At 56.0% G+C, this 24,852-nt stretch carries 24 protein-coding genes; 9 read left to right on the top strand and 15 right to left on the bottom strand.

Annotation, left to right across the window (positions count from 1 at the left end):
* Nucleotides 1–5 precede the first annotated feature (5 nt).
* Together RB602_RS08935 and RB602_RS08930 are read left to right on the top strand one after the other, a co-directional pair.
* A complete protein-coding gene (locus RB602_RS08935) occupies nt 6–1,034 on the top strand; it encodes a ligase-associated DNA damage response exonuclease (protein ID WP_317080220.1) in 1,029 nt (342 codons plus the stop codon).
* A gap of 119 nt (nt 1,035–1,153) precedes the next feature.
* The gene (locus RB602_RS08930; RefSeq protein ID WP_317080219.1) at nt 1,154–2,752 is read left to right on the top strand and encodes a cisplatin damage response ATP-dependent DNA ligase; all 1,599 of its coding nucleotides are present in this window, start codon (nt 1,154–1,156) and stop codon (nt 2,750–2,752) included.
* A gap of 156 nt (nt 2,753–2,908) precedes the next feature.
* On the opposite strand, the gene RB602_RS08925 is transcribed toward RB602_RS08930, so the two are convergent.
* The 6 genes from RB602_RS08925 to RB602_RS08900 all read right to left on the bottom strand — a co-directional run bounded on the left by RB602_RS08925 (nt 2,909) and on the right by RB602_RS08900 (nt 7,871).
* Nucleotides 2,909–3,580, bottom strand: a complete 672-nt coding sequence (locus tag RB602_RS08925) for a class I SAM-dependent methyltransferase (protein WP_317080218.1) — start codon at nt 3,578–3,580, stop codon at nt 2,909–2,911.
* Nucleotides 3,581–3,584: 4 nt separating this feature from the next.
* On the bottom strand, nt 3,585–4,805 hold the full coding sequence (locus tag RB602_RS08920) for a BtaA family protein (RefSeq protein WP_317080217.1): 1,221 nt from the start codon (nt 4,803–4,805) through the stop codon (nt 3,585–3,587).
* A 173-nt stretch (nt 4,806–4,978) separates the two neighbouring features.
* On the bottom strand, nt 4,979–5,521 hold the full coding sequence (locus RB602_RS08915) for a fasciclin domain-containing protein (protein WP_317080216.1): 543 nt from the start codon (nt 5,519–5,521) through the stop codon (nt 4,979–4,981).
* Nucleotides 5,522–5,647: 126 nt separating this feature from the next.
* Nucleotides 5,648–6,343 (bottom strand): anti-sigma factor, encoded by a 696-nt coding sequence (locus RB602_RS08910; protein ID WP_317080215.1) that lies wholly within the window; start codon nt 6,341–6,343, stop codon nt 5,648–5,650.
* Nucleotides 6,340–6,882 (bottom strand): sigma-70 family RNA polymerase sigma factor, encoded by a 543-nt coding sequence (locus RB602_RS08905; protein WP_317080214.1) that lies wholly within the window; start codon nt 6,880–6,882, stop codon nt 6,340–6,342. Before RB602_RS08905 ends, RB602_RS08910 begins: the two co-directional genes overlap by 4 nt.
* Nucleotides 6,879–7,871 (bottom strand): threonine ammonia-lyase, encoded by a 993-nt coding sequence (locus RB602_RS08900; protein ID WP_317080213.1) that lies wholly within the window; start codon nt 7,869–7,871, stop codon nt 6,879–6,881. Before RB602_RS08900 ends, RB602_RS08905 begins: the two co-directional genes overlap by 4 nt.
* Nucleotides 7,872–7,931: 60 nt before the next feature.
* Here RB602_RS08900 and RB602_RS08895 point away from each other — a divergent pair, with 60 nt between their 5' ends.
* Together RB602_RS08895 and RB602_RS08890 are read left to right on the top strand one after the other, a co-directional pair.
* Nucleotides 7,932–9,152 (top strand): saccharopine dehydrogenase family protein, encoded by a 1,221-nt coding sequence (locus RB602_RS08895; protein ID WP_317080212.1) that lies wholly within the window; start codon nt 7,932–7,934, stop codon nt 9,150–9,152.
* Between the two features lie 3 nt (nt 9,153–9,155).
* Complete coding sequence (locus RB602_RS08890; protein WP_317080211.1) at nt 9,156–9,641, top strand: hypothetical protein; 486 nt, start codon at nt 9,156–9,158, stop codon at nt 9,639–9,641.
* A gap of 4 nt (nt 9,642–9,645) precedes the next feature.
* Here RB602_RS08890 and RB602_RS08885 read toward each other — a convergent pair whose 3' ends face one another.
* Nucleotides 9,646–10,851, bottom strand: a complete 1,206-nt coding sequence (locus tag RB602_RS08885) for an MFS transporter (protein ID WP_317080210.1) — start codon at nt 10,849–10,851, stop codon at nt 9,646–9,648.
* 320 nt (nt 10,852–11,171) lie between these two features.
* Between RB602_RS08885 and RB602_RS08880 the strand changes: the two genes are divergently transcribed.
* Nucleotides 11,172–12,344: a carboxynorspermidine decarboxylase gene (locus RB602_RS08880; protein ID WP_317080209.1), complete on the top strand. Its 1,173-nt coding sequence runs from the start codon at nt 11,172–11,174 to the stop codon at nt 12,342–12,344.
* Nucleotides 12,345–12,433: 89 nt separating this feature from the next.
* On the opposite strand, the gene RB602_RS08875 is transcribed toward RB602_RS08880, so the two are convergent.
* Nucleotides 12,434–12,931, bottom strand: a complete 498-nt coding sequence (locus RB602_RS08875; RefSeq protein ID WP_317080208.1) for a hypothetical protein — start codon at nt 12,929–12,931, stop codon at nt 12,434–12,436.
* A 508-nt stretch (nt 12,932–13,439) separates the two neighbouring features.
* Between RB602_RS08875 and RB602_RS08870 the strand changes: the two genes are divergently transcribed.
* The 4 genes from RB602_RS08870 to RB602_RS08855 all read left to right on the top strand — a co-directional run bounded on the left by RB602_RS08870 (nt 13,440) and on the right by RB602_RS08855 (nt 16,647).
* Nucleotides 13,440–14,630: a type III PLP-dependent enzyme gene (locus tag RB602_RS08870; protein ID WP_317080207.1), complete on the top strand. Its 1,191-nt coding sequence runs from the start codon at nt 13,440–13,442 to the stop codon at nt 14,628–14,630.
* A gap of 86 nt (nt 14,631–14,716) precedes the next feature.
* Nucleotides 14,717–15,142 (top strand): MAPEG family protein, encoded by a 426-nt coding sequence (locus RB602_RS08865; RefSeq protein WP_317080206.1) that lies wholly within the window; start codon nt 14,717–14,719, stop codon nt 15,140–15,142.
* Between the two features lie 29 nt (nt 15,143–15,171).
* Nucleotides 15,172–15,609, top strand: a complete 438-nt coding sequence (locus RB602_RS08860) for an MAPEG family protein (RefSeq protein WP_317080205.1) — start codon at nt 15,172–15,174, stop codon at nt 15,607–15,609.
* A gap of 78 nt (nt 15,610–15,687) precedes the next feature.
* A complete protein-coding gene (locus RB602_RS08855) occupies nt 15,688–16,647 on the top strand; it encodes a carbon-nitrogen hydrolase family protein (RefSeq protein ID WP_317080204.1) in 960 nt (319 codons plus the stop codon).
* Here the strand turns inward: RB602_RS08855 and RB602_RS08850 are convergent.
* The 7 genes from RB602_RS08850 to RB602_RS08820 all read right to left on the bottom strand — a co-directional run bounded on the left by RB602_RS08850 (nt 16,644) and on the right by RB602_RS08820 (nt 24,750).
* Nucleotides 16,644–17,855: a class I SAM-dependent RNA methyltransferase gene (locus RB602_RS08850; protein ID WP_317080203.1), complete on the bottom strand. Its 1,212-nt coding sequence runs from the start codon at nt 17,853–17,855 to the stop codon at nt 16,644–16,646. The genes RB602_RS08855 and RB602_RS08850 overlap by 4 nt on opposite strands.
* Nucleotides 17,852–19,318: an NAD(P)H-hydrate dehydratase gene (locus tag RB602_RS08845; protein ID WP_317080202.1), complete on the bottom strand. Its 1,467-nt coding sequence runs from the start codon at nt 19,316–19,318 to the stop codon at nt 17,852–17,854. Before RB602_RS08845 ends, RB602_RS08850 begins: the two co-directional genes overlap by 4 nt.
* Complete coding sequence (locus RB602_RS08840) at nt 19,308–19,700, bottom strand: hypothetical protein (RefSeq protein ID WP_317080201.1); 393 nt, start codon at nt 19,698–19,700, stop codon at nt 19,308–19,310. Before RB602_RS08840 ends, RB602_RS08845 begins: the two co-directional genes overlap by 11 nt.
* Nucleotides 19,701–19,718: 18 nt before the next feature.
* Nucleotides 19,719–21,440, bottom strand: coding sequence for a dihydroxy-acid dehydratase (gene ilvD, locus RB602_RS08835; protein ID WP_317080200.1), 1,722 nt, complete (start codon nt 21,438–21,440; stop codon nt 19,719–19,721).
* Nucleotides 21,441–21,501: 61 nt separating this feature from the next.
* A complete protein-coding gene (locus tag RB602_RS08830) occupies nt 21,502–22,248 on the bottom strand; it encodes an N-formylglutamate amidohydrolase (RefSeq protein WP_317080199.1) in 747 nt (248 codons plus the stop codon).
* Nucleotides 22,238–23,095 carry a 4-(cytidine 5'-diphospho)-2-C-methyl-D-erythritol kinase gene (locus tag RB602_RS08825; RefSeq protein ID WP_317080198.1) on the bottom strand — a complete coding sequence of 286 codons (858 nt, stop codon included), beginning with the start codon at nt 23,093–23,095 and terminating at the stop codon, nt 22,238–22,240. The genes RB602_RS08830 and RB602_RS08825 overlap by 11 nt, the downstream gene beginning before the upstream one ends.
* Nucleotides 23,095–24,750 (bottom strand): electron transfer flavoprotein-ubiquinone oxidoreductase, encoded by a 1,656-nt coding sequence (locus tag RB602_RS08820; protein WP_317080197.1) that lies wholly within the window; start codon nt 24,748–24,750, stop codon nt 23,095–23,097. The genes RB602_RS08825 and RB602_RS08820 overlap by 1 nt, the downstream gene beginning before the upstream one ends.
* Nucleotides 24,751–24,852 lie beyond the last annotated feature (102 nt).

The following is a 24,852-nucleotide window of genomic DNA, read 5'->3' as shown; positions in this document are numbered from 1 at the left end:
AATGCATGAGCAAGGGCAACACCGCACAAAGGATCATCGCCGATCACTGGATCGAGCCGCATCCTTATGGGATTTATGTGAAGCCCGCTGATGCCTGGATTGATCCCATGCGGGCCGTCGATACTGCGCTTGTAACCCATGGCCATGCCGATCATGCGCGCGGCGGACATAAACGGGTTTTTGCCACGCCTGAGACGCTTGCCATTATGAATCTGCGCTACGCCACCGGCGATGAGGGGCATGGCGTGCCCTATGGCGAGAGCTTTGATCTGAACGGGGTGAAGGTCAGCTATCACTCTGCCGGCCATGTGCTGGGATCAGCGCAGATACGGTTGGAATATGGCGGTGAGACGGTGGTGGTGACCGGCGACTATAAGCGCCGCCCGGACCCAACCTGTGCGCCCTTTGAGGTGGTGCCGTGCGATGTGTTTATCACTGAGGCGACCTTTGCCCTGCCCGTATTCCGCCATCCACCGACACAGGAAGAACTGGGCAAGGTGCTTGCCCTGCTGGAGGCACAACCCGAACGCTCGGTGCTGATCGGCGCCTATGCACTGGGCAAGGCGCAGCGGGTTATCGCTGAATTGCGGGCATTGGGCTATAATAAGCCCATATATCTCCACGGCGCACTGGAAAAAATGTGCAATCTTTACAATAGCCTCGGCGTCGACCTTGGCGAGATTTATGCCGTAGCCGATGCTGAGAAAGCCGATATGGCCGGGCATGTCGTCCTCGCGCCACCATCGGCACTGAATGATCGCTGGAGCCGCCGCCTGCCCGATCCGATTACCGCCATGGCTTCCGGCTGGATGCGTATCCGCCAGCGCGCGCGGCAGCGTAGTGTGGAGTTGCCGATTATTCTCTCGGATCACGCCGATTGGGACGAGCTGACCAGCACCATCCGCGAGGTCAATCCGCGCGAAGTGTGGGTCACCCATGGTCGCGAGGATGCGCTGGTGCACTGGTGCAGCCTGCACCAGATCAAGGCGCGCGCTTTGGCGCTGGTGGGCCGCGATGAAGCGGATGATGGTTAGGCCATTATGAGATTCTCCCAATCCTCCGTTCATGTCGAGCGCAGTCGAGACACCGCCCTCTTGGCGCAAGGGCCTCTCGACTACGCTCGAGGCGAACGGGAAAGGCAAGGTGAGGCCTGATGCAGGCTTTTGCACAGCTTATCGACAGGCTTGTCTACACCCGCTCGCGCAATGGTAAGCTGGCGCTGATCGCCGATTATCTGCGCAATACCCCCGATCCGGATCGCGGATGGGCGCTGGCCGGGATGACAGGCGATCTGGATTTCCCTGCGGTTAAAATCTCGGCAGTACGTAAAGCGGCGGAGCAGCGGGTTGACCCGGTTCTGCTCAAGCTAAGCCGTGACTATGTCGGTGACAGCGCTGAAACCATCGCGCTGATCTGGCCCGATGGCGCGGAGACACGCGATACGGCGGAGATATCGCCATTGCCACTCAGCGAAGCCGTGGACCAACTTATGGCGGTATCGCGCAAAGAAGCGCCTGCGCTTGTTGCATCCATGCTCGACAGGCTCGATGCCAATGGCCGCTATGCGCTGATCAAGCTGGCCACTGGCGCGATGCGCGTCGGGGTTTCGGCACGTCTCGCCAAAACCGCTTTTGCTCAGGCTTTCGACAAGAATGTCGATGAGGTCGAGGAGCTTTGGCATGCCCTCTCGCCGCCCTATGCTTCGCTGTTCGCTTGGGGAGAAGGCAAGGCCGACAAACCCGATATCAGCGGCGCGGCCTTTTTCCGTCCCTTCATGTTGGCACATCCTTTGGAGGATGAGGCGGTCGATATGGCCGACTATGTCGCCGAGTGGAAATGGGACGGGATACGGGTGCAGATTGTCAGCACCGGTAGCGAGGTCAAACTATTCAGCCGCGGCGGCGATGATATTACCGCAGCCTTTCCCGATATAGCCGAGAATGTCAGCCGTCCCGGTGTCGTGGATGGCGAACTGATGGTGCGCGGGGAGGATCAGGGCGGCGACGAGCATGGCGGCGGCGCAGCCAGCTTTAACGCTCTTCAGCAGCGTCTGAACCGCAAAAAGGTATCGGCGAAAATGTTGAAAGAGTCTCCAGCTTTTGTTCGGCTCTATGATCTGCTCATTGAGGGCGAAGATGATCTGCGCGAACTATCTTGGACCGAACGGCGCGAGCGGCTTGAAGCGGTTATGCCGCAATATGATTCCGAACGATTTGATCTGTCGCGATTGATCGATGTCAGCAGTTTTCAAGAACTGTCAGAGCTGCGTGACGGCACCCGCGACGCCGCGATTGAAGGGGTTATGCTCAAGCGCCGCGACAGCCCCTATGTTGCCGGGCGCAAGACCGGGCTGTGGTATAAATGGAAGCGCGACCCACTGGTTGCCGATTGTGTGATGATGTACGCTCAGCGCGGCTCGGGCAAGCGTTCCTCTTTCTATTCCGACTATACCTTTGGCTGCTGGACCGATGACGGCGAGCTCTATCCGGTGGGCAAGGCCTATTCAGGTTTTACTGATGATGAGCTGAAATGGCTCGACCGTTTTGTCCGGCAGAACACGGTCAACCGCTTCGGCCCGGTGCGTGAGGTGGAGAAAACGCTGGTATTGGAAGTAGCGTTTGACTCGGTGCATGATAGCAAACGGCATAAGTCTGGTCTGGCGATGCGTTTCCCAAGGATTTCGCGTATAAGGCGCGATAAGCCTGCAGACGAGGCGGATCATATCGCAACGCTGCGCAATATGGTTCGGTAAAACTCTTTCGTCAGCCCCGCGCAGGCGGGGCTAAGGCTTTATTTCACGCGGAGGCGCGGAGCCGCGGAGAAACTGAAATCATTTCTCCGCGGCTCCGCGCCTCCGCGTGGTTCAAAGATCGAAACAGCCCAGCCCCCGCCTTCGCGGGGGCGACGATTAGACAGACCGACTATTCGTAATCGTGATCATAATCGCATAGCCACGATAAGGCTGTGTAACCTCGCATTGCACGCAATGCTTTTTCGCCAGTTTCTCACAAAACTCCGCCAATTCCGTGCGTGGCGTTACCTGAAACTTCGCTAACCAGCCATAAAGCATGCGGCGGAAAAAGCCGGGCCAGCCATGTTGATCGCCGAAATCGACAATCAGCAACTGGCCGCCATCGGCCAGCAGGGACAGGCTGTTGCGGATGGTCGCCTGCCAGTCCGGGATCATCGAGAGGGTGTAGGAACAGAACACCCGATCAAATTTCTCAATCCCGAAAGCTGCTTCAGGCTGAAAATCGGTGGCATCACCCTGCGTCAAAGCAATACGTTCATTCAGGCCCGCCTTGGTCACCGATTTGGATGCGCTGGCGAGCATCGCGCTGGAAATATCAAAGCCGAAGAACTGCGCTTCAGGAAACTGCTTTGCCGCAACAATCGAATTGCGCGCTGTGCCGCAGCCTACTTCAAGGATCGTCTCGCCCTGCCCCGCCTGCAAAGCCGCGATGAGCGTATCACGCCCAAAGAGGTAATATTTGCGTGTAATATCATAGATATGGCGCTGGATTCCGCCATAAATATCATCCATCTGCGCGGCATGCGCATTGCTGTCCCCCGATGTCATGACGTCAGTTTTTCAGGACATAAAGATGGACACCGCCATAGATGGAGGAGCGGTCGCGCCTAGTATAATCGAGCGACTCTTCTTCGCGATAATCCCATTGGCCGAGGATATCATCGGAAACACGCCCCGGCAGCAGCGTCGGCTCGGCCGCGGTGCGGAATAGCACCCGTGCGCCGGGCTTGGCGGTGCGGGTGATCTGACCCCAAAGGCGGTTCAGTTCGGCATCGCTCATCCAGTCCTGTGCATCGAGAAGGACATAGCGATCCATAGAGGCTGCCGGTTCATTCTCCAGCAACTCGACAAAATTGGCATGGCGAATCTGCACCCGCTCGATCCGATCGCGCACAACATCATAATTGGCGTGCTGCAAATAGGGCGGCAGCGCGATATTCGCCTTGCGACCATAGCCGCGACCAAAAGCCTGCCAGGCGAAATAATTGTCTTTGATCTCAAACTCGCAGGCCAGCTTTTCCAGACGCTTGCGCAAGACATTGGCCATTTTGTCGTCGCCAGCCAGCGCTTCAAACTGTGCGGGCGGAATACCCAAACCGAAGAGTGACGCGGGCTGATCGGTGAGCCAGCGGATAAATTTTTTGTCGAAAACCGGCGCCAGCTTTTCCTCAAAAATGCGGCGCTGTTCGTCCATATTTTCAGCGCGCAGCAATTCACTCAGATCAATCTTGTACAATTTGGCGAGCAAATGCGCGATGCCGATAAAATTACCAAGCAAACCAGTGCGATAAATGCCTTTTTTGAAACCCGATATCCGCTTGCGGCCGATCAGGTCACGTCCCTCCCAATAGCTGCGCGTCATATCGTCGAGATGCGGTGCGAGATATTGTTTATAGGCGGTGATGTTTTCCTTGCGATTGGCGAGACCGAAAAAGCGATACAGGCTGTGATGATCGGGCAGATGCTTGATCGCGGTCACTTTCAGCCGGTTATAGGCAATATGCGCGGTATTCAGGTCCACCGCGATAATCTCGGCCGGATCATCCACCAGATAGGACATCACGTTGCAGCCGCCACTGGCGATGGTGATCATGCGGGTATCAGGCGTGATCGCCAGCGCTTCCATATCGACAACCGGGTCTTCCCATATCTGGGCATAGACCAGCCCGCGAAACGCAAAGGAAAAGGCCTTTTCCAGCAGGCCCTGCTTGCCCTCTGACCCATGCAGACGAACCGCATCGCGAATTTTGGTGTTTTTCGGCTTAAGGGCCATGGCGCATCTCCAACTGGGTGATCGACTTGATTGATCGGCCCTACGCATCACCCGTGACTCTATGGTGACAGTAAAATTTCGGATTTGTAACGGAGATTGTCGTTACGGATTGCAACGAAAAACGGCACCGGATTTCCCCGGTGCCGCCTCCTGTAAATCAAGTTAATCGCATGTTACCCGGGCATGACAACCGTATCGATCACATGGATAACGCCATTGGACTGGCTGATATCTGCCGCCTTGACCTTGGACCGGCCGCCCTTTGCGTCAATCAGTACGATGCTGCCATGCGAATCCAGCGTGGCGGTTAATGCACCACCCTGCACAGTGAACAATGTCGCACTGCCGCCGCCAAGGTTGATCGCTGACAATATATCCTCGCCAGTCACGCGGCCCGCAAGTACATGATAGGTCAAAATGCTCTGCAGCGTGGCCTTATTCTCCGGCTTAACCAGAGTGCTTACGGTGCCACTGGGCAGCTTGGCAAAGGCGGCATTGTTTGGCGCAAATACCGTGAATGGGCCTTTGCTGGACAATGTACCTGCCAGATCAGCCGCCTTTACAGCGGTGACCAGGGTTGAAAAGTCATCCAGGCTGGCGGCCTTTTGTACGACATTCTGGCTCTGGCCGTGATTGCCAGCATGGGCTGGCATGGACATGCTCGCCAGCATAGCAGCGCCGGCAAGGCCGAGAACACGAAAAGCAGATTTGGTCATAATAGTCTCCGAAAATAGCTGCATCGGGGGATGATGCAGCCATAGCTACGAAGGGTTTCGAAGAACGGATGCGCTATAGATGAGAAAAAATATCAACCTATTGAAATATAGTCGATAAAACCAACTTCAAATTGTTGTGATGGTCCCCTGCGCGACAAAGTCTGCGCTGGGCTGGGCATAGGGTTTCTCGGTTTCCGGTTCCATCGAGACAGAGAAAGCCGCGCCGTCACGGATAAGCGCGCGCGGTGCGCTCTCTACCGTCATAACGGTTTCGCCATTGCGATTGATAATCCCGAGCGGCTGCACCGTCGCATCGGCGCTCACCACCCAAAGGACGGGCACCGTATCGGTCTGAGGCATACCATCAACCCGAACCCGCAATTGCGCGGCTGCGGGGTCAAAACGCGCCGCCAGCTTCAACCCTTCTATATCGCTGCTGAGCTGCGCTATCGCATAGCTTTGTGGCTGTTCAGGCACTACATCCTCATCACGCGGCAAAACCAGCGCGACCATTAAGGCGGCTGCGACCGCGCCCGACATAAGCGCACCCCCGCGCCAGAAGGCCAATGATCTGGTTGATCCACTATCATTGGCAACGCCGCCAATATCCGCACTTATGCGCTCCCAGACAGCGGCTGACGGTTCCGCTTCGGGCAAATCATCATAAAGCCCACCCAGATCCTCGCGCCAAGTCTCGACCTTTGCGGCAAAATCCGGATCGGACAGCATAAGTCGCATCGCATCGACGCGCTCTTGCCCTTCCAGCACACCCAGCGCCAACTCGCCCGCCAGCACTTGCTTGTCTTTGCCGGTTATCGTCATATTCGCACACCATCCAGACATTGGCGCAATTGCGCCATGGCCCGCCTTATCCAGCTTTTCATGGTCCCTAGCGGCACATTCATTCGCTCGGCAACCTGGCTATAGCTCAGTCCTTCAAAATAAGCTGATCGAATGGCCGCGCCGCGGTCCGCCTCCAGATGCGCAAGACAGCGGCGGATATGGCGGGCATCGTCGCTCTGCTCCATCGCCGCAACCGCATCTTTGGCCAGCATGGTGTCCTGCAACTCCTCACCATCGGCCAGTCTCATGGTCTTACGTACAGCGTCGATAGAACCATTGCGCGCTATCGCCGCCATCCAGCTGATCGGACTCGCTTTTTCGGGATTATAGTAGCGCGCCTTGTTCCAGATTTTGACATAGGCACTTTGGAGGACGTCTTCAGCAATCATCCGGTCCTTGCAGATCATCAGGCAGATGCCAAAAAGCTTGGCCGAGGTGCGGCGGTACAGGCTGGACAATGCCGCCTGATCGCCTTCAGCAATTTGCTGCAACAGGTCGTGAAGCAGTTGCTCGCTCATCCGTCACCATTTGCCACTATCTGCGCATAGACAGCCGCATCAACATTGCCGCCCGATAAGGTGATTGCGGTGCTGTCGGTCAGCGGTACCTTGCCCACAAGAGCCGCAGCCAGTGCGACCGCACCACCGGGTTCCAGCACCAAGTGCAGCTTGGCAAAAGCGACGCGCATGGCGTGTTCCACTTCGGCTTCGGTAACGGCTATCCCTTTCGCACCCCGCTGATGCAGAACCTCAAAGGTGAGTGGCGAGACACGCATCGTCTGCAAGGCGTCGCAGCGTGTTGGCGGTGGGTTATCCCCGACAGGCACAATCTCGCCCAATTCCAGCGAGCGGCGCATATCGTCCCAGCCCTCGGGCTCTACGACAACCACTTCCGCTTCCGGATTGGCCAGCGCGCTGCCCGCTGCCAGCCCGCCGCCGCCGCAACAGGCGATAAGCTGATCGGGCACCTGGCCAGTCTGCGCGATCATCTGTTCGCATATCTCAAAACCGCAACTGCCCTGCCCCTCGATAATCCAGGGATCATCAAAGCTCGGCACAATCGTCGCGCCGGTCTGTTCGGCGATATCCGCCGCCATCGCCTCACGCGAACCAGTCATACGGTCATAGGTGATAACCTCTGCGCCCATTTGCTTGGTCGCCTGCATCTTTGCCGCCGGGGCATCGCCGGGCATTATGATCACCGCCGATATGCCGAGCTTCTGTGCTGCCCAGGCAACACCTTGCGCATGGTTGCCGCTCGAAAAGGCAACGACGCCCTTCTCGCGCTGTTCCTCGGTCAGATCGGTCAGCCGATGCCAGCCACCGCGTATCTTGAATGCGCCTATGGGTTGTAAGCACTCTGCCTTGCACCAGATGGTGCGGCCATCGACCTCCAGCGGCAGCAATGGTGTTGGCGGCAATATTGCGCCGATCTTGTGTGCCGCGCGCTCCACGCCTTCGGCTGAGGGTTTGCGGCCCGGGTGCAATAAGTGGCTTGGTGCAGTCATGTCTTGCCTCTATATGGTGCGCGCAAACAGCTTTCCATCATCATTATCAGGAGCAGGGATTTGGGCAAGATATTGGTCATTGGCGCAGGCGGAGTCGGGTCGGTTGCGGTGCATAAAATGGCGCAATTACAGGCTGCGGGCCGCGATACCTTCGCGCATATCGTTCTGGCGAGCCGCACGGTTGCCAAATGCGAGGCGATTGCTCAATCGGTCAAGGAGCGCACCGGCGTTACCATAGAAACCCATGCCCTCGATGCCGATGATGTGCCCGCCACGGTAGCGCTGATTAATCAGGTTGCGCCTGATCTCGTCTGCAATCTGGCGCTGCCTTATCAGGACCTGGCGATCATGGATGCCTGCCTCGAGACCGGTGTGCATTATATGGACACCGCCAATTATGAGCCGCGCGACGAGGCCAAGTTCGAATATCACTGGCAATGGGCCTATCATGATCGCTTCAAAGAGGCGGGGATTATGGCGCTGCTCGGCTCGGGCTTTGACCCCGGCGTGACCAGTGTCTTCGCCGCATACCTCAAGAAACATTATCTCGACCGCATCGACACGCTCGATATTCTCGACTGCAATGGCGGCGATCACGGCCAGCATTTCGCGACCAATTTCAACCCGGAAATCAATATCCGCGAGGTCACCGCCCCGGCGCGGCATTGGGAGAATGGCGAATGGGTCGAAACCCCGGCGCTGAGCCATAAGCAGACATTCGATTTCGAAGGTGTCGGCGAGAAGAATATGTACCTCATGTATCATGAGGAGATTGAGAGCCTGAAAACCCATATTCCGGAAATCCAGCGCATCCGCTTCTGGATGACCTTTGGCGATGCCTATCTGACGCATCTGGAAGTGCTGCAAAATGTCGGCATGACCCGGATCGATCCGGTGATCTATGAAGGCAAAGAGATTATCCCGCTGCAATTTTTGAAAGCGGTGCTGCCCGAACCCGCCTCACTTGGCGAGACCACCAAGGGAAAAACCAATATCGGCGATATCGCCACTGGCATCGCCAAGGATGGTTCGGAAAAAACCTATTATATCAACAATATCTGCGACCATGAGGCGGCCTATGCCGAAACCGGCAACCAGGCAGTGAGTTATACCACCGGCGTCCCGGCAATGATCGGCGCGGCTTTGATATTGGATGGTGTGTGGTCAGGCGAAGGCGTGTTCAACATGGAACAGATGGACCCTGATCCGTTTATGGAGATGCTGAACCAGCATGGCCTGCCCTGGCAGGTGAAAGAGCTGGACGGGCCGTTGGACTTTTAAGCAATGCCTTTGAAGTGGGAAAATCTTGCATTTCAGCCGGACAAGGCACTCTCGGAACACATCCTATCGACTTGGGAGTGGCTGTTGGCGTCTAAAGACGTAAGACCGTTTCTCTGTTCGGTCGTAGGAGACTGTTTTCTTGCAAATCAAGATGGCAAAGTCCTGCGGCTATGTTGCACTGACGGGACTCTAGAAATCGTATCCAATTCCCGCGGTGAGTTTGACGACTTATGCCGAGAATTTGCTCAGGATGTAGAGCTTTGGTTTCTTCCCGATTTGGTTTTACAAGCTCACAAACAGGGTAAGATCGCAAAAAAGGGTCAATGCTATCAGTTTATAATTCTGCCGATATTTGCAGAGTGCGAATTCCACGCTGATAACCTTGGCGTAGTTCCAGCGAGTGAGCTCTATACAATGCTGTCTGATGTCCATAAGCAGCTCAAGGACTTGCCAGAAGGCGCAGAAGTTCAGCTAAAGCTTATAGATTAATCAGTTACCTACGCATCCCAACCGCCGACAATCCCGTCACCAATAGTGACATCACCAGCACCAGCATCGCCGTGCCGAACCACCCGGCAGCGGCATAAACCGCCGTCCCGGCCCAGCTCGCCAGACCGCCGCCGGTAAACATCAGCATGATGTAGATCGTCATCAGCCGCGTGCGGATTTCGGGGGTTTCGGTGAGAAAAGAGGCGCGCCCGGAAATATCGATCACCGGGCCGACAATATTCAAGATCACTATTGGCACGATCAGCAGCCAGATACTCCCGCCGGAAAAGAACAGCAGGACAACCCCCACCATCTGCACCATCGCCATGGTCATCCGCGCGCGGGTGGCGCTGACACGGTCGCTCCAGCGACCGAGCATAGGGGTACTGAACAGATTGACGATCGCAATCGCGGTGAGATAGCCGACGACATCCGAGCCATAGCCGATGGTCGGCAGATGCAGGCCAATGCCCATCCACAGCGACAGGAATATGCCGAAATTAAGCCCCTGTATCGTGCCGGAGAGCAACACATGCTTATACTGCCACGCCATGGGCAGGGTCGAGGCCAACAGCGCGCCATAGGAGATATCGCTGATCGCCACGCTTTCGGATCGCGGCTGGCGCATGATCATCGGCAACAGCACCGAGAAGATCAGCATCAGCACCGCCGCGATATAATAGACATTGCGCCAGCCAAAATACTCGCCGACCAGCCCTGCGCCGAGGCGCGCGCCCAATATGCCGAGGATAATCCCGGTGGTAAGCACCGCCATGGCGTGCCCCATTTTCGCCGGATCAGTGCGCTTGGAGACATAGGCAGGCACCAGATAGGGCGTGATGGTGAACAGGCCGAGCAGCATTGATCCGATGACAAACAGAGCAAAATTGCCCGCCAGCGCCATGATGACGACCGAGACAAATTGCGCGGCAGAAAACCATGCCGCCAGCTTGGCGTTGCCGAGCCTGTCACCCAGAGGCAGCAGGAAGAAAATGCCTACCGCCAGCGCGATCTGGTTCAGCGCGGGTACCGCTCCGATCAGCGCCTTTCCGACGCCGAAATCCTCGGCCACCATCGCAACGATGGGGTGAATGTAATAGGCATTGGCAGTGACAATCGCGCTGGCAAAGGCGAGCAGATACAGGCGGGTACCGGACAGCAAAGCGCTGTCTTGCGGTATATCCTGATTGATGGTCCGCGCTTTGTTCACCTAGCCGCCTTTTTCATGCCTTCATCGCTGCTATGGCGCATTGATAATGCTTAGTCGATAATTACGTTGCAATTACGAACTGATTTGTCGCCTTAGGTTAAGACCGTCATTGCGAGCGTAGCGAAGCAATCCAGAGCCGTACGTACCTGCTCTGGATTGCCGCGTCGCTTCGCTCCTCGCAATGACAATAAGCGGCAGCTATCTTCACCAGCACCGCTTGACACACCTCCTCCATTCGTGTCGAGCGAAGTCGAGACACGCTTAGCGACGCTCGATAGCCTCTCGACTTCGCTTGAGGCGAACGGGAAGGAAAATCTCAGATGGAAACCAAAGCCGGAGACCCGGGCGCCTTTGCCCATTTTGATCTGCACCGCGTGCCCTCGCCCGCTTTTGTAATCGATGAGGCCAAGCTGCGCACCAATCTGGAAGTGCTGGCCGATATCAAGCACCGCTCCGGCGCGCATATCCTGTCGGCGCTCAAGGCTTTCTCCATGTGGGAAGTCGCGCCGCTGATCGGCGAGTATCTCGATGGTGTCTGCGCTTCGGGCCTTTGGGAAGCCCGGCTCGGCTATGACAAATATGAAGGTGAAATCGCCACCTATTCACCTGCCTATAAGGCGGCTGAACTACCCGAAATCGCCGCAATCTCTGATCATCTGATCTTCAACACACCTGGTCAGATCGCAACGCATAGCGCACTTATACGTGGCCTGCGCGATGGTGGTGAGCAATTTGATATCGGCCTGCGCATCAACCCGATGACACCGCTTGGTGAAGTTGCGAAATATGACCCGTGCAGCCCGCATAGCCGACTTGGCTTTCCTATTGATCAACTCAATGAAGCCCATTTTGAAACCATAGACGGCCTGCATTTCCACACGCTGTGCGAGCAGAATTTTGAGCCGCTCTATGAGACATGGGAAGCGATTGTGCCCTATATCGCCGACCATGTTGATCAGCTGAAATGGCTCAACCTTGGCGGCGGCCATCATATCACCCGCGATGATTATAACCGCGAGGAACTGGTCGCGTTTCTTGAGGATTTGCGCGAGACATCAGGGTGCGAGGTTTACCTCGAGCCGGGTGAAGCTGTCGCGCTGGATGCCGGGATATTGGTAGGTGAAATACTCGACGTGTTTGACAATGATATGCCTGTCGCGATCACCGATGTGTCCGCCACCTGCCACATGCCCGATGTGATCGAGGCGCCGTATCGCCCGGCCATGCTGCATGAACAACGCGATGGCGAGGCGGTGCGGCTGGGCGGCCCATCCTGTCTTGCGGGGGATGTTATCGGCGACTATCGCCTGCCAGGGCCCGCAGAACCGGGCCTGCGCTTCGCCTTTCTCGATCAAGCGCATTATTCGATGGTCAAGACAACCACGTTTAACGGGGTTGCCCTGCCCTCAATCTGGCTGTGGAACAGCGAAACCGATGAGCTGCGCTGTGTCAAAGAGTTTGACTGGACGACATTCCGGGATCGGTTGAGCTGATTGGCTATCTCCGCGCCAATGTAAACAGATCCACCTTAGCTCATCCCGCCAGGTTAAACGCGCCGACTGTTTGCTATTCAGGAAAGCAGCTAAGCATATGCTGCTATACTTTCTTTTCTGAATTCCAGATCAACCGGAAATAATTCTTCTACGTAAGCACCATTCATCACATGGCATAGGAAATCTTCAAGGGATAATTGTGTGTCAAAATAATCTGGATCACGAGAAGGTATCGCCACAACCCGGTTTTCCACGATGAAGAACTCATCACCATTATCAGAGACGGCAAATGGAAGAAAATTCCACCTGTCATCGCTTCTCCTTATTGTGCGGTCTTTTATGATCCTTTGCTCGGGTGAAAATAGAGTTGGCAAAATCCTCTCAAAGGAGGAGAAAATATTCAAAAACTCATTTTCTGTTATCGGACTTCTAATCCATAGAAAGTCTGCAATCCCAACGCTTCCATATATTCGGCAAAAGGCCAGATATTCGTCACAGCTAGCGGAAAAAAGACCATTGATTCTGGATATGGTGACAGCGTCAATATCTGTGTTTTTCCTTTTCTCCGGAACATCTAGCAGTTGCATTAGTCTATTCATAAAATCATCGCTGGGTCTGATATGGCTCGGCAGCCAACAACCAAGGTGGCGCATCCATCTCTGCTGAAATAGCAGGGAACTCTTATGCTGCTTCGTCAGCTTATTGAAAAGCCCTAAAAGTCCCAGAACACTGCTGTGTCCTACCCCTCTCTCTATCGCTATGATCGCGATGGCTCTTTCTTATCTGTTGATCTGTCCTTCTGATTTTTCTGCTCATTGTTAGAATCTGTCACCTTCAATGTGGATGGCATATCTGGCAATCAAGCTTTTGAAAAACAGAAATATTTAATCAGAGACCGCCGTCGATCTACAGGGTGACACGGTGTCACTTGTGTCACCTTTTGTTGGACAAGCCTTGCAACTTTTTCACCGGTGCGGACGTTAGGCCTTTACTTTTGCAATTTGCGAGATTATCTCGCCCTTCCGCTGCCCCAAGGGGACTTCCAAACCGCAAGGCAGCGTTTGGTCTTTACTGATGTTTTGGGGGTCCCTTGAGTTGTCCAGCTTCCCAGATGCCACAGCGCTGATTGACAGGCTCCAGCCTGACCAGCCCGTAACGCTTAACCGTCCGCATGCCGCGCACCGTGCCGCGCGCCATTTTGTTGAGCATTTCCCCGGCAAGTCGCTTTATGCGGTCAAAGCCAATCCGTCTCCCGAATTGCTCAGCCACCTCTGGGACGCAGGCATTACCCATTATGATGTCGCCTCGATTGCCGAGGTGCGGATTGTCGCGGAAACGCTGCCTGAGGCGGTGCTGTGCTTTATGCATCCGGTGAAGACGCGCGAAGCAATCCGCGAAGCCTATTTTACCCATGGTGTGCGCATCTTCTCCCTCGACAGTGAGGATGAGCTGACGAAGATCCGTGAGGCCACCAATGACGCCGATGATCTGACGCTTTGCGTGCGTATCCGGGTTTCGTCCGAACATGCAGAACTCAGCCTTGCGGCAAAATTTGGCGCCGTCGGTGATGAGATCACCCCGCTTTTGCAGGAAAGTCGCCAAGTGGCCGATACGCTGGGCATCTGCTTCCATGTTGGCAGTCAGGCGATGACCCCGCATGCCTATGTCCAGGCTTTGGAGCGGGTGCGTGCGGCGATTGTCGATGCCTCGGTTACGGTGGATATTGTCGATGTGGGTGGCGGTTTTCCGTCACTTTATCCTGATATGACCCCGCCGCCGCTGCGTGACTATTTTGGCATTATCGACCGTACCTTTGAAAGCCTGCCGATCAGCTATTCGGCCGAATTATGGTGCGAGCCGGGTCGTGCGCTCTGTGCGGAATATAACAGCCTGATCGTCCGCGTCGAACGTAGGCGCGGCCATGAGCTCTATATCAATGACGGTGCCTATGGCGCACTGTTCGATGCCGCGCATATTGGCTGGCGCTTCCCGGTTAAGGCGCTCGGCAATGATGACGAGCATTATATCGAGTTCAGCTTTTTCGGGCCGACCTGCGATGATCTCGACCATATGGCGGGGCCGTTTCTGCTACCCGAAAGTATCAGGGCCGGGGACTATATCGAAATCGGCATGATCGGTGCCTATGGCGCGGCGATGCGCACCGCCTTTAACGGCTTTGGCGACACACTGCAGTTCGACGTTGAGGATGCGCCAATGGCCAGCCTTTATGACGGCAGCCAGACCGGGCTGCTCTCAGCGGACAATGTCATCAGCTTTTCGCGATAAAAATGCATGCGCAAGATAGGTTGCATTTGACAATCTATTGCCATTGAAGCAGTCAGGGGCTCCCATCAACAGGAGTTCTCCGTCACATGAACACTGCCCTTCTTGTACCCGCAATCGTACTTGTTCTCTGGACCCTTATCATGCTGTTCTGGATGGCCGGAACCCGGCTGCCAGCGCTGAAGAAACTGGGCATCGATATGAGCGCGCAGCCCGGCGGTCGCGGCCCGGACGTTGACCCGGTGGTACCGCCACAGGTCGCATGGAAGTCACATAACCATACGCATTTGATGGAACAGCCGACACTGTTCTACGCGACTGTGATCATCTTGACCCTTTCGGACAGCGTTTCCACTCTCACCATCGGCGTGACCTGGGCCTATGTTGGCCTGCGCATCGCCCACAGCCTGTGGCAGTCGCTGGTCAATACCGTGATGATCCGCTTCATGCTTTTCCTTGCAGCGACCATCTGCCTGATTGCGCTTGCATTGACGGCTTTACTCAACATGCTGTGATCGTATTTACGGGATTATAGGAGAGAAGAATGCCCGGATTTATCCTGCAGCCGGTGGTCGCACTGCTTGTCTGGAGCATGGTGATGTGGGTGTGGATGTACGCCACCCGCATCCCTGCCATGAACAAGGCCAATATCGACGCCACCAATATGGTGGGTAGCAAGGGCGGAGATTTTGACCATACGCTGCCGCCCGAAGTCCAGTGGAAAGCGCATAATTACAATCATTTGATGGAGCAACCTACGCTATTCTATGCAACTGCGATTGTGCTCCATCTGCTCGGACTGGGCACCGGCCTCAATCTGATGCTTGCCTGGGGCTATGTCGTTCTGCGGATCGTGCATAGTCTTGTGCAAGTCACGGTAAACCGGGTTGTTGTCCGTTTCGCCGTGTTTGCGCTGGCCAGCCTGTGTTTGATAGCCATGATTGTGCATGCAGCCATTGCGGTATTCATTTCGCACGGCTGAGGCGTAACATTCTGGTCCATCGGGCGAACACGGTATAGAGCGCTTAAAGCGCATAGGACTTCGCCCAAAGGATCAAAAATGCCCAAGACTCTTACCGCTGCCATAGTTCAGGCTGCTCCAGTCCCGCTCGCCATAGGTGATGGCATAAACCAGCTGATCGAACATATCGACCAGGCCGCAAAGAATGGCGCGCAGCTGATTGCTTTTGGCGAGACCTTTCTGGGTGGCTATCCGCTTTGGCTGGATGAGGCATCAGATGCCGCTCTATGGGATCATCCGGGCAGTAAAGCATTGCATCGGATCATGCTGGACAATGCCATTGTCGAGGGTGATCCACGCTTGGAACCGGTGCAGGAACTGGTCGACCGCCATGACGTCATGGTGTCGGTGGGCGCGCATCAGCGGATACGCAACTCCTTGTATAATAATCAGATGCTGTTCCGACCGGGACAGCACCCGCTGAACCATCGCAAGCTGGTACCGACCCATGGTGAACGGCTGATCTGGATGCGCGGCGATGGTTCGACACTGGAAACGCATTGTGCCAATGATGGGACGATGGTTGGCAGCTTGATCTGCTGGGAAAACTGGATGCCATTGGCCCGCGCAGCGATGCATAATCAGGGTGAGCAAATCCATGTGGCCGCATGGCCGACGGTGCGTGAGAGCTATTCGATAGCCTCTCGCCATTATGCATTTGAAGGGCGATGTTTTGTTCTTGCGGCCGGCACAGTGCAGCATCGCGACAATGTTCTCGAAGGCCTTGAGCGTGCCGGTGGCAATGCCGAAGCACGCGCCTTGCTCGAGCAGATGCCCGAAGGTCAGCTACAACGCGGAAACAGCCAGATTATCGCGCCGGATACCGAAATCCTTGCCGAGGCCGGCAGTCAGAGCGAAGTGATAAGCGCTGAGCTGGATTTGAATAGCATCGGTGAAGGCTTGGCTTCGCTGGACGTTGATGGCCATTATTCACGACCCGATGTGTTTGAACTGAGCGTCAATCGGCGACCGCAGGATGGTGTGGTCTGGCAGAGCTAATCGGCCGATCGCAAAAAGGTCCCGACCAACTCGACATGGGTGGACCACAGAAACTGTCCTACAGGCTGCACCTGCTGTAAAACCCATCCCGCATCGCAAAGCAACTTGGCATCGCGGGCAAAGGTTGACGGGTTGCAGCTGACATAGACCAGTCTGGCCAGATCAGACTGCGCAATCATCTGCACCTGTTCTTTGGCACCTGCGCGCGGAGGATCGATGATAACTGCTTCAAAACGCGATATTTCCTGCTCTGATAGTGGCCGACGGTAGAGATCGCGATGTTCGGTAAAGACCGGAAGCCCCGCCCTGCCCGCTGCAGCCTTCAGCCCCAATATCGCGTCACGCCCGGCCTCGGCAGCATAGACTTTACGCCCTTGCACCAGATTGAGCGCAAATGTTCCGATGCCGCAAAACAGATCGGCAATGATTTTGGCGTCGCCCAAACCATGACGCACTGCCTCCACCAAGGCAGCCTCCCCCTGCACAGTGGCCTGCAAGAAACTGTTCGGCGGCGTATTGACGGCATGGCCATCAAAGCTGACCGTCACCGGTTCCGGCTCGTACAGCGTTTCCCAGCCATCGCCGCGATCTATCACCAGACGCGCCAATTGCTGTTGGCTGGCGAAATCGGTCAGCTTCTCATATTTTTCGAGGCTGTCAGGGTCGATATTCTTGAGTGCACAATCAATACCTTGATCGGCAAGATTCAGATAAATTGTCAGATTGAGCCGCGGATCTTCCCAGTCCTGCAAAAGCGCTCGCAGCGCAGCAATTAGACTGAGCAAATCGGGGTGCAGAACATCGCATTGCACGACATCCACAACACGGTGTGATTGCGCCGTATTGAAGCCCAGGTTCAGGCTCCTGCCATGGCGAATGGCGCGCAGCGATGTCCGTCTGCGGCTGAACGGCGGCGAGATATGCGGTTGGGCTATCGCAATATCGGTCAACTTCTGTGCCGCCAATGCGGACGCCACCCGATCACTTAGAAAACCGGCATAGCTCTCCTCATCGACATGTTGCAGCGAGCAGCCGCCGCACAGATCATAATGGCGGCAGGGCGGCGTGACGTGATGCGGTCCATGCTCCAGACCGCCATCCTCGCGTACTTTATCGCCGGGGGCAGCACCGGGAATATGCTGTCCTGACGCAGTGACACCATCGCCGCGTGCTGCGAGGCGGACAATCAGCCGGTCATCTTCGGTCATTGGCTGCTGTCTTCGTCCAAGCAGGCATGAACAGCCTCTGTTAAAGCATGACTAAGCTGTGATGCCGTAAACGGAGGCTGCAAGAGCCGCGCGGCATGGCTATGCAACCATTGGCCCTGTTGCGCGGCCTTAAACGGCGTGCTGCGCGCCGTTGCCAGTCGCGCCGCAATGGCGCCTGACAGAACATCGCCGGTTCCGGCCACAGAAAGCCAGTTGCTACCCAGAACATCAACATTCGGAGAATTATCGGGCGCAGCGATGACGCTGAGCGGTCCCTTTTGCACAATGGTGCATCCCAGCCCATCCGCCAGCAATTGGGTGCGCTTGATCTTGCCGAGATAATCATTCGCCTCATCCGAGGGCAATAAGCGCCAAAGCGCCGTAAACTCGCCACTATGCGGCGTCAGAACAGCACGCGATGCAACATTCTCCAGCGCTTCCCGCTCCAATATGTAGAGTGCATCGGCATCGATCATCAGCTTGGCATCTGCATCAAGCGCAATCGCCAGACGTTGACGTGCATTATCATCGCGGCCCAGCCCAGGACCAATAACTACCGTATCAATACGCGGATCTTCCAGCAATTCGCGCAAGGATGCGTCACTCCGGGTATCTCGCCAGATGATATCTGCCGGAAGTTGGCCAGGCACCTGCCCTTGCCCGGCAATCAAAACATAGCCTGCGCCCGAGCTGGCCGCAGCCTGAGCCGCCAATATGGCCGCTCCCGTCATAGGGCCACCCACCACGACAACCATGCCGCGACGATATTTGTGGCTGTCAGTTTCAGGGGCCGGGAGAGCTGGTTTTGCAAGCGTTAAGGGCACCATATCTGGTGGAGTAATCGGCAAGGGCACCAGCGAGAGCTCGCCGCAGATATGGGCGCCATAGCCCTCAAAATGGGCATATTTATAGGCACCAAGCGCAATGCAATGATGATAATGCACCATGGATTCCCGGTCCGCGCCGCTGTCACTGTCGATGCCGCTGGGCAGGTCTACAGCGATGCGCCGATGCGCTGCTTTCAGTAGAGGACATGCGGCAGAAACAATTTCCGGCGAAAGGTCACGATCCTGCCCGGTGCCGAATAGCGCATCAACGGCCTGTGGTCTTGATGTCGCCTGATCTAACGGCACCGTCTTACCCTGATAGCGCTCGGCAGCCCATTTTGCGGCAGCACTGGATGGCAGGCGCATAGCCGCGACTTGAACATCCACACCCTTTTGCCGCAGATATTCCGCGATAACATAACCGTCACCGCCATTATTACCGGGTCCGCACAGGATCAGCGTCGGGGTCGTGCCGCCAATACGCCAGATCAGTTCGGCAGCGCCCTCGCCAGCCAGTTGCATCAGCTCTTCAACCGATGTCCCGCTGTCAAAAACCGCCTGTTCAGCAGCCTGCGTCTCGGCCACCGAGAGAATGGCGCGGCCCGTAAGATCACGACGCAGATGGTCAGCTGGCATTTGTGTCCGTAGCTGTGTCTGCAACGCGCGCAGGTAGCTGATAGCGGTCATCCTCGACCTGCACCTCGATAAGCCCGTCTTCGACAATAGTGACCTTTGCTTCGTCCGCACCATCGGCTGATACCAATGCTCGGCCGTCGGTCACCACGTCAAAGCGGCGAAATCCGCCATCGGGATGACGGAAGATCATCTGGTTGCCGTCATCATTACTGACGCGCTCAACATCGCAATTGCGGGTAAAGTCTTCTGCCCCGGCCAATGCACAGGCCAAAGTGCCGTCATCGCGGTTGATTAACTCAGCGGCCTCTTCCTCTGGGTCAGAGCATCCGGCCACTAGTACGCATGAAAGCAGCAGAACAGAAAATTTGATATTATAGTGCATTATTTGCCAAACCTCTGATCAAATATCAGCAAAAACATGTCGCTCTTCTACGGCTCCGGGATGGGTTACCGCGCCATTGGCGGCAGGTCCGACATTTTGCGCGTAACGCCATATGGCACCAGAGCCATATTCATTGGGATGCTCTTTCCAGCTTTCGCGGCGTTTTTCCAATTCAGCATCGTCAACATGCAGGTCAATCGTGCCTGCTTCGGCATCAATGCTGATCGTATCACCATCCTGCACCAGCCCGATAGGGCCACCCATCGCCGCTTCCGGGCCGACATGGCCGATACAAAAACCACGTGTCGCGCCGGAGAAGCGGCCATCGGTAATCAGCGCGACCTTCTCACCCATGCCCTGACCATAAAGTGCTGCTGTTGTTGCCAGCATTTCGCGCATACCGGGGCCGCCGCGTGGTCCCTCATTGCGGATCACAATAACGCAGCCCTCGGCAATATCGCGCGCTTCGACAGCAGCAAAGGCATCTTCCTCGCACTCAAACACCCGCGCCGGGCCGGTAAAGCTCAACCGCTGCATGCCGGCAATTTTGACGATCGCGCCTTCGGGCGCGAGCGAGCCTTTAAGGCCGACCACGCCGCCCGTCGGGGTGATGGGCGCCTTGACGTCATACACCACCTTCTGGTCGGGGTTCCACGTCACTTCCTCGATATTTTCGCCCAGCGTCTTGCCGGTCACGGTGATGCAGTCAGGATGCAGCAGATTTTCGCGCATCAGGCTCTTCATCACCATATAAACGCCGCCGGCGTCATGCAGATCACTCGCGACATAGCGGCCGCCCGGCTTCAGATCGGCAATATAAGGCGTATCACGGAACATGGCGGTGACATCATCAAGGCCAAAATCAATACCGGCTTCATGCGCCATGGCGGGCAGATGCAGCCCGGCATTGGTTGACCCGCCGGTAGCCGCGACTACCCTAGCTGCATTTTCAAATGCCTCACGGGTACAGATATCGCGTGGGCGCAAATTGTTTTCGACCAGCGTCATCACCTGTTTGCCAGCGGCACGGGCAATTTCCTCGCGCGATTTATAGGCTGCAGGGACCATATTGCTGCTCGGCAGTGACAGGCCGATCGCCTCGCCGACACAGGCCATGGTATTGGCGGTAAACTGGCCGCCACAAGCACCATGTCCCGGACAGGCAACCTTTTCCAACGCTGTCAGTTCCTTGAGCGGGCAGTTTCCAGCAGAGTGTTGGCCCACCGCTTCGAACACGTCGACGACCGTCACATCCTCGCCGCGATAAACGCCCGGGAGGATCGAGCCGCCATAGACAAAGATCGCCGGAACATTGAGGCGCAGCATCGCCATCATCATGCCCGGCAGGCTCTTGTCGCAACCGGCAAAGCCCACCAGTGCGTCATAGCAATGGCCGCGTACCGAGAGTTCCACCGAATCGGCAATCACCTCGCGGCTGACCAGTGAGGCCTTCATCCCCTGATGCCCCATGGCGATGCCATCGGTCACGGTAATGGTGTTGAACCGACGCGGCATACCGCCACCTTCGTTCACACCCTCGCGGCAGATATCCGCCTGCGCATTCAAAGTGGTGTTGCACGGTGCGCTGTCATTACCGGCAGAGGCCACACCAACAAAGGGACGCGAAATCTCCTCTTCGGTCAGGCCCATGGCATAATAATAGCTGCGATGCGGCGCACGTTCTGGCCCCACAGAAACATGGCGGCTGGGAAGGCTGTTTTTGTCAAATCTGTTGCTCATGAAAAGCCTCTTACGAAAGATAGTTTCCAAAAAACAGAGCCAAAGTGCAGAATCAGGTGATTTATATCTGCCCTTTGAGCGCGCTCAATATCATCTTTGCCATATCGCCTACGGTTTGTGCCATGGCGGCACAGCGCGGATCATCCAACAGTAAGTCCTGCCGTATCTCCAGCCCGAGATTGGCAATACCGCGATCATCGCCATGGCGGTTGATAGTGCTGTTATAGATTTTGCCCGAATAGGGCAGCTGATCGCCGACCGGAATATCGCGGGCATAAAGATAATCGAGCGCAATCTGCCCTGCCCTTGGATCATGATCATACATGATACCGAAATGCCAAGGCCGCGCCTGATGCCGCTTGCTATCCAGCATCGGTGCAAAACTGTGCAGGAAGATCAGTAACTTGGGCCGGATGGTTTCTATGATTTCGCCAACACGGGCGTGGTAGCTGTCATAAAAGGTGACCAGCCTTGCCTCATGTGCAGCCTCTCCAATCTGGTTGGCCGGGATCTCCACCGCATCGCTGGCATGCGGGATAACATCGGGGTCATCGCGATGGCGGTTGAGATCGACCACCAAGCGAGAGGCGGCGGCATTGGCAACCGCACAACCAAATTGCCTGGCCAGTAGCGCCGAGACCTGCGCCGTACCCAGATCAACCGCACGATGGGTATCCATCACATAGGGCGCAAGGCCGAGATCAAGATCATCGGGAACTCTGTTAGAGGCATGATCGCCGATAATCAGCAGCGATTCCAGCGGCGCACCCTGTTGTGATGGTGTGAAATCGACCGGATTAAAAGTCATGGTTCAGCGTATGGCTGGCCAACGTCCAATAGTCGGGAAAGCGTGTTTCTATCGTCCGCTGCGCCGCATCGCGCTTGGCTGTATCGGCATAGACGGCAAAACAGGTAGCACCGGAGCCGGACATGCGGACCAGTTCGGCATTGGTCTCACCCAAAGCATCCAATATCCGCTTAATTTCTGGGCAGATCGCAACCGCCGATGGCGTCAGATCATTGCGCATCTCATGCTGCAATGCTGTCAGTGAACGGGCTTTAGGCAATGCCCCTTTGTCGATACCATCCCAGCCTTTGAAGATCGCCGGAGTGGAAATCGCTTGCTTCGGATTCACCAGCAATATCGGGGTATTGTCCGGCAATATAGGCGCACTGAACGTCATGACGTCACCCACACCCTGCGCTTCGCAATAGCGGCTATGCACGCAGACCGGGACATCCGCACCCAGCGCCAGTCCGAGCTCAGCGAGACGTACCGGCGACCAGTCCAGCCCCCAAAGGCGATTGAGCAACCGCAGGGCAGCCGCCGCATCTGCCGAACCACCGCCAATGCCCGAGGCTATGGGTAAGTTCTTCTCCAGAATGATATGCGCTTTGGCCGCACAAGCTGCCTGCCCAGCCATAAGGCGTGCGGCGCGCAGGACGAGATTATCCTCGTCCACCGCCAGTTCATCAGCAAATGGCCCGACAATCTCCAGCGAAAGCGCATCTGCCGCGCCCACGGTCAGGCAATCACCATGACCCAGAAAGCAGAACAGCGTTTCCAGATCATGATAGCCATCGTCGCGCCGCCGTCTTACATGCAGCGCGAGGTTTAACTTTGCTGGCGCTATCTGGCTAAGCTCAGATGGCATCACATATTGGGATAGTTTGGCCCGCCCCCGCCTTCGGGCGTTACCCAGTTGATATTCTGGGTCGGGTCCTTGATGTCGCAGGTTTTGCAATGGACGCAGTTCTGCGCATTGATCTGGAAGCGTTTGGAGCCGTCATCTTCTTCCACCACCTCATAAACACCCGCCGGGCAATAGCGCTGAGCAGGCTCATCATAGAGCGGCAGATTGTGCGCAATCGGGATATCGGCGTCTTTCAGCGTCAGGTGAACCGGCTGATCCTCTTCATGATTGGTATTGGAGAGAAACACCGAAGACAGACGATCAAAACTGATGACATTATCTGGCTTGGGGTATTCAATCTCATGCGCATGCTCTTTGCGCACCAGATAGGTGTGATCAGGCTTATGGCCCATAGTGAACGGCATTTTGATACCCAGATGCTCACCCCACATGGTGATACCAGCAAAGAATGATCCCAGCGTATCGCCGAACTTCTTCACCAGCGGCACGACATTGCGCACCTTGCTGAGCTCGGTCTTGACCCAGCTGCTTTCAAAAGCATCCGTATAGGCGGTCAGCTCATCGCTGCTGCGCTGCTCGTGGATCGCGGCAAAAGCGGCTTCTGCGGCCATCATGCCTGATTTCATCGCGGTATGCGTGCCCTTGATACGCGGCACGTTGAGGAAACCGGCAGAACAGCCGATCAGTGCACCGCCGGGGAAGGTCAGCTTGGGGATGGATTGCAACCCGCCATCATTGATCGCGCGCGCGCCATAGGAAACACGCTTGCCGCCTTCGAGAATAGCGCGGATTTCCGGGTGGGTTTTCCAGCGCTGCATCTCTTCAAATGGGCGCAAATGCGGGTTTTTATAGTTAAGCCAGGTGACAAAGCCGAGCGCTACCTGACCATCGGCCTGATGATAGAGGAAACCACCGCCATTGGAGCCTTCAGTCAGTGGCCAGCCCTGTGAGTGAATAACGCGGCCGGGGAAATGCTTGTCGGCAGGAATATCCCAAAGTTCCTTGATACCGAGGCCATAAACCTGCGGCTCACTGTCCGAATCCAGCGAAAACTGCTTCTTGAGAATCTTTGTAAGATGTCCACGCACACCCTCTGCAAAGAAGGTATATTTTGCGTGCAGCTCCAAACCAGGCTCATAGTCGGGCTTTTTGCTGCCATCACGCGCAATGCCCATATCGCCAGTGGCAACACCTTTAACCGAACCATCTTCGTTATAAAGAATTTCCGCAGCAGCAAAGCCAGGGAAAATCTCGACACCCAGCTCTTCCGCCTGCTCCGCCAGCCAGCGGCAGAGATTGCCGAGTGAGCCGGTATAGGTGCCCTTATTGTTCATGAACGAGGGCAGCAGAAAGTGCGGAATTTCGTACTTTTTGGTCTTGGTGAGGATCCAGTGCTGGTTATCCGTCACCGGTGTCTGCGCCATCGGACAGTCTTTTTCGCGCCAATCGGGGATAAGCTCATCGAGCGAGCGCGGATCAATCACCGCGCCGGACAGGATATGCGCGCCGATTTCCGAACCTTTTTCCAATATGCAGACGTCAATGTCATTGCCTGATTCAGCGGCAAGCTGCTTCAATCGGATCGCCGCCGACAGACCCGCCGGGCCGCCGCCAACAATCACCACGTCATAAGGCATGGATTCCCGTTCGCTCATATTCACTCCTGTATCGCCGTCTCTCCCACGGCGGTAATGCTTGAACATATATGGTGCGCAATTGCGCTGGATTGCATAATCCGATAGCGAAAAGCGACGCAT

Source organism: Parasphingorhabdus sp. SCSIO 66989 (genome assembly GCF_032852305.1).
Taxonomy (GTDB): domain Bacteria; phylum Pseudomonadota; class Alphaproteobacteria; order Sphingomonadales; family Sphingomonadaceae; genus Alterisphingorhabdus; species Alterisphingorhabdus coralli.
The sequence above is the reverse complement of the archived record's forward strand: the minus strand, read 5'-3'. Positions and strand labels throughout refer to the sequence as shown.

Excerpts from the sequence above, each read along its gene's own strand:
- RB602_RS08875 (WP_317080208.1), bottom strand. The coding sequence starts at position 12,931 with ATGCAACTGCTAGATGTTCCGGAGAAAAGGAAAAACACAGATATTGAC.
- RB602_RS08930 (WP_317080219.1), top strand. The coding sequence starts at position 1,154 with ATGCAGGCTTTTGCACAGCTTATCGACAGGCTTGTCTACACCCGCTCG.
- RB602_RS08935 (WP_317080220.1), top strand. The coding sequence starts at position 6 with ATGAGCAAGGGCAACACCGCACAAAGGATCATCGCCGATCACTGGATC.
- RB602_RS08905 (WP_317080214.1), bottom strand. The coding sequence starts at position 6,882 with ATGAGCGAGCAACTGCTTCACGACCTGTTGCAGCAAATTGCTGAAGGC.
- RB602_RS08825 (WP_317080198.1), bottom strand. The coding sequence starts at position 23,095 with ATGCCATCTGAGCTTAGCCAGATAGCGCCAGCAAAGTTAAACCTCGCG.
- RB602_RS08910 (WP_317080215.1), bottom strand. The coding sequence starts at position 6,343 with ATGACGATAACCGGCAAAGACAAGCAAGTGCTGGCGGGCGAGTTGGCG.
- RB602_RS08865 (WP_317080206.1), top strand. The coding sequence starts at position 14,717 with ATGAACACTGCCCTTCTTGTACCCGCAATCGTACTTGTTCTCTGGACC.
- RB602_RS08860 (WP_317080205.1), top strand. The coding sequence starts at position 15,172 with ATGCCCGGATTTATCCTGCAGCCGGTGGTCGCACTGCTTGTCTGGAGC.
- RB602_RS08920 (WP_317080217.1), bottom strand. The coding sequence starts at position 4,805 with ATGGCCCTTAAGCCGAAAAACACCAAAATTCGCGATGCGGTTCGTCTG.
- RB602_RS08850 (WP_317080203.1), bottom strand. The coding sequence starts at position 17,855 with ATGACCGAAGATGACCGGCTGATTGTCCGCCTCGCAGCACGCGGCGAT.
- ilvD (WP_317080200.1), bottom strand. The coding sequence starts at position 21,440 with ATGAGCAACAGATTTGACAAAAACAGCCTTCCCAGCCGCCATGTTTCT.
- RB602_RS08880 (WP_317080209.1), top strand. The coding sequence starts at position 11,172 with ATGGAAACCAAAGCCGGAGACCCGGGCGCCTTTGCCCATTTTGATCTG.
- RB602_RS08855 (WP_317080204.1), top strand. The coding sequence starts at position 15,688 with ATGCCCAAGACTCTTACCGCTGCCATAGTTCAGGCTGCTCCAGTCCCG.
- RB602_RS08830 (WP_317080199.1), bottom strand. The coding sequence starts at position 22,248 with ATGACTTTTAATCCGGTCGATTTCACACCATCACAACAGGGTGCGCCG.
- RB602_RS08845 (WP_317080202.1), bottom strand. The coding sequence starts at position 19,318 with ATGCCAGCTGACCATCTGCGTCGTGATCTTACGGGCCGCGCCATTCTC.
- RB602_RS08925 (WP_317080218.1), bottom strand. The coding sequence starts at position 3,580 with ATGACATCGGGGGACAGCAATGCGCATGCCGCGCAGATGGATGATATT.
- RB602_RS08820 (WP_317080197.1), bottom strand. The coding sequence starts at position 24,750 with ATGAGCGAACGGGAATCCATGCCTTATGACGTGGTGATTGTTGGCGGC.
- RB602_RS08915 (WP_317080216.1), bottom strand. The coding sequence starts at position 5,521 with ATGACCAAATCTGCTTTTCGTGTTCTCGGCCTTGCCGGCGCTGCTATG.
- RB602_RS08900 (WP_317080213.1), bottom strand. The coding sequence starts at position 7,871 with ATGACTGCACCAAGCCACTTATTGCACCCGGGCCGCAAACCCTCAGCC.
- RB602_RS08890 (WP_317080211.1), top strand. The coding sequence starts at position 9,156 with ATGCCTTTGAAGTGGGAAAATCTTGCATTTCAGCCGGACAAGGCACTC.
- RB602_RS08840 (WP_317080201.1), bottom strand. The coding sequence starts at position 19,700 with ATGCACTATAATATCAAATTTTCTGTTCTGCTGCTTTCATGCGTACTA.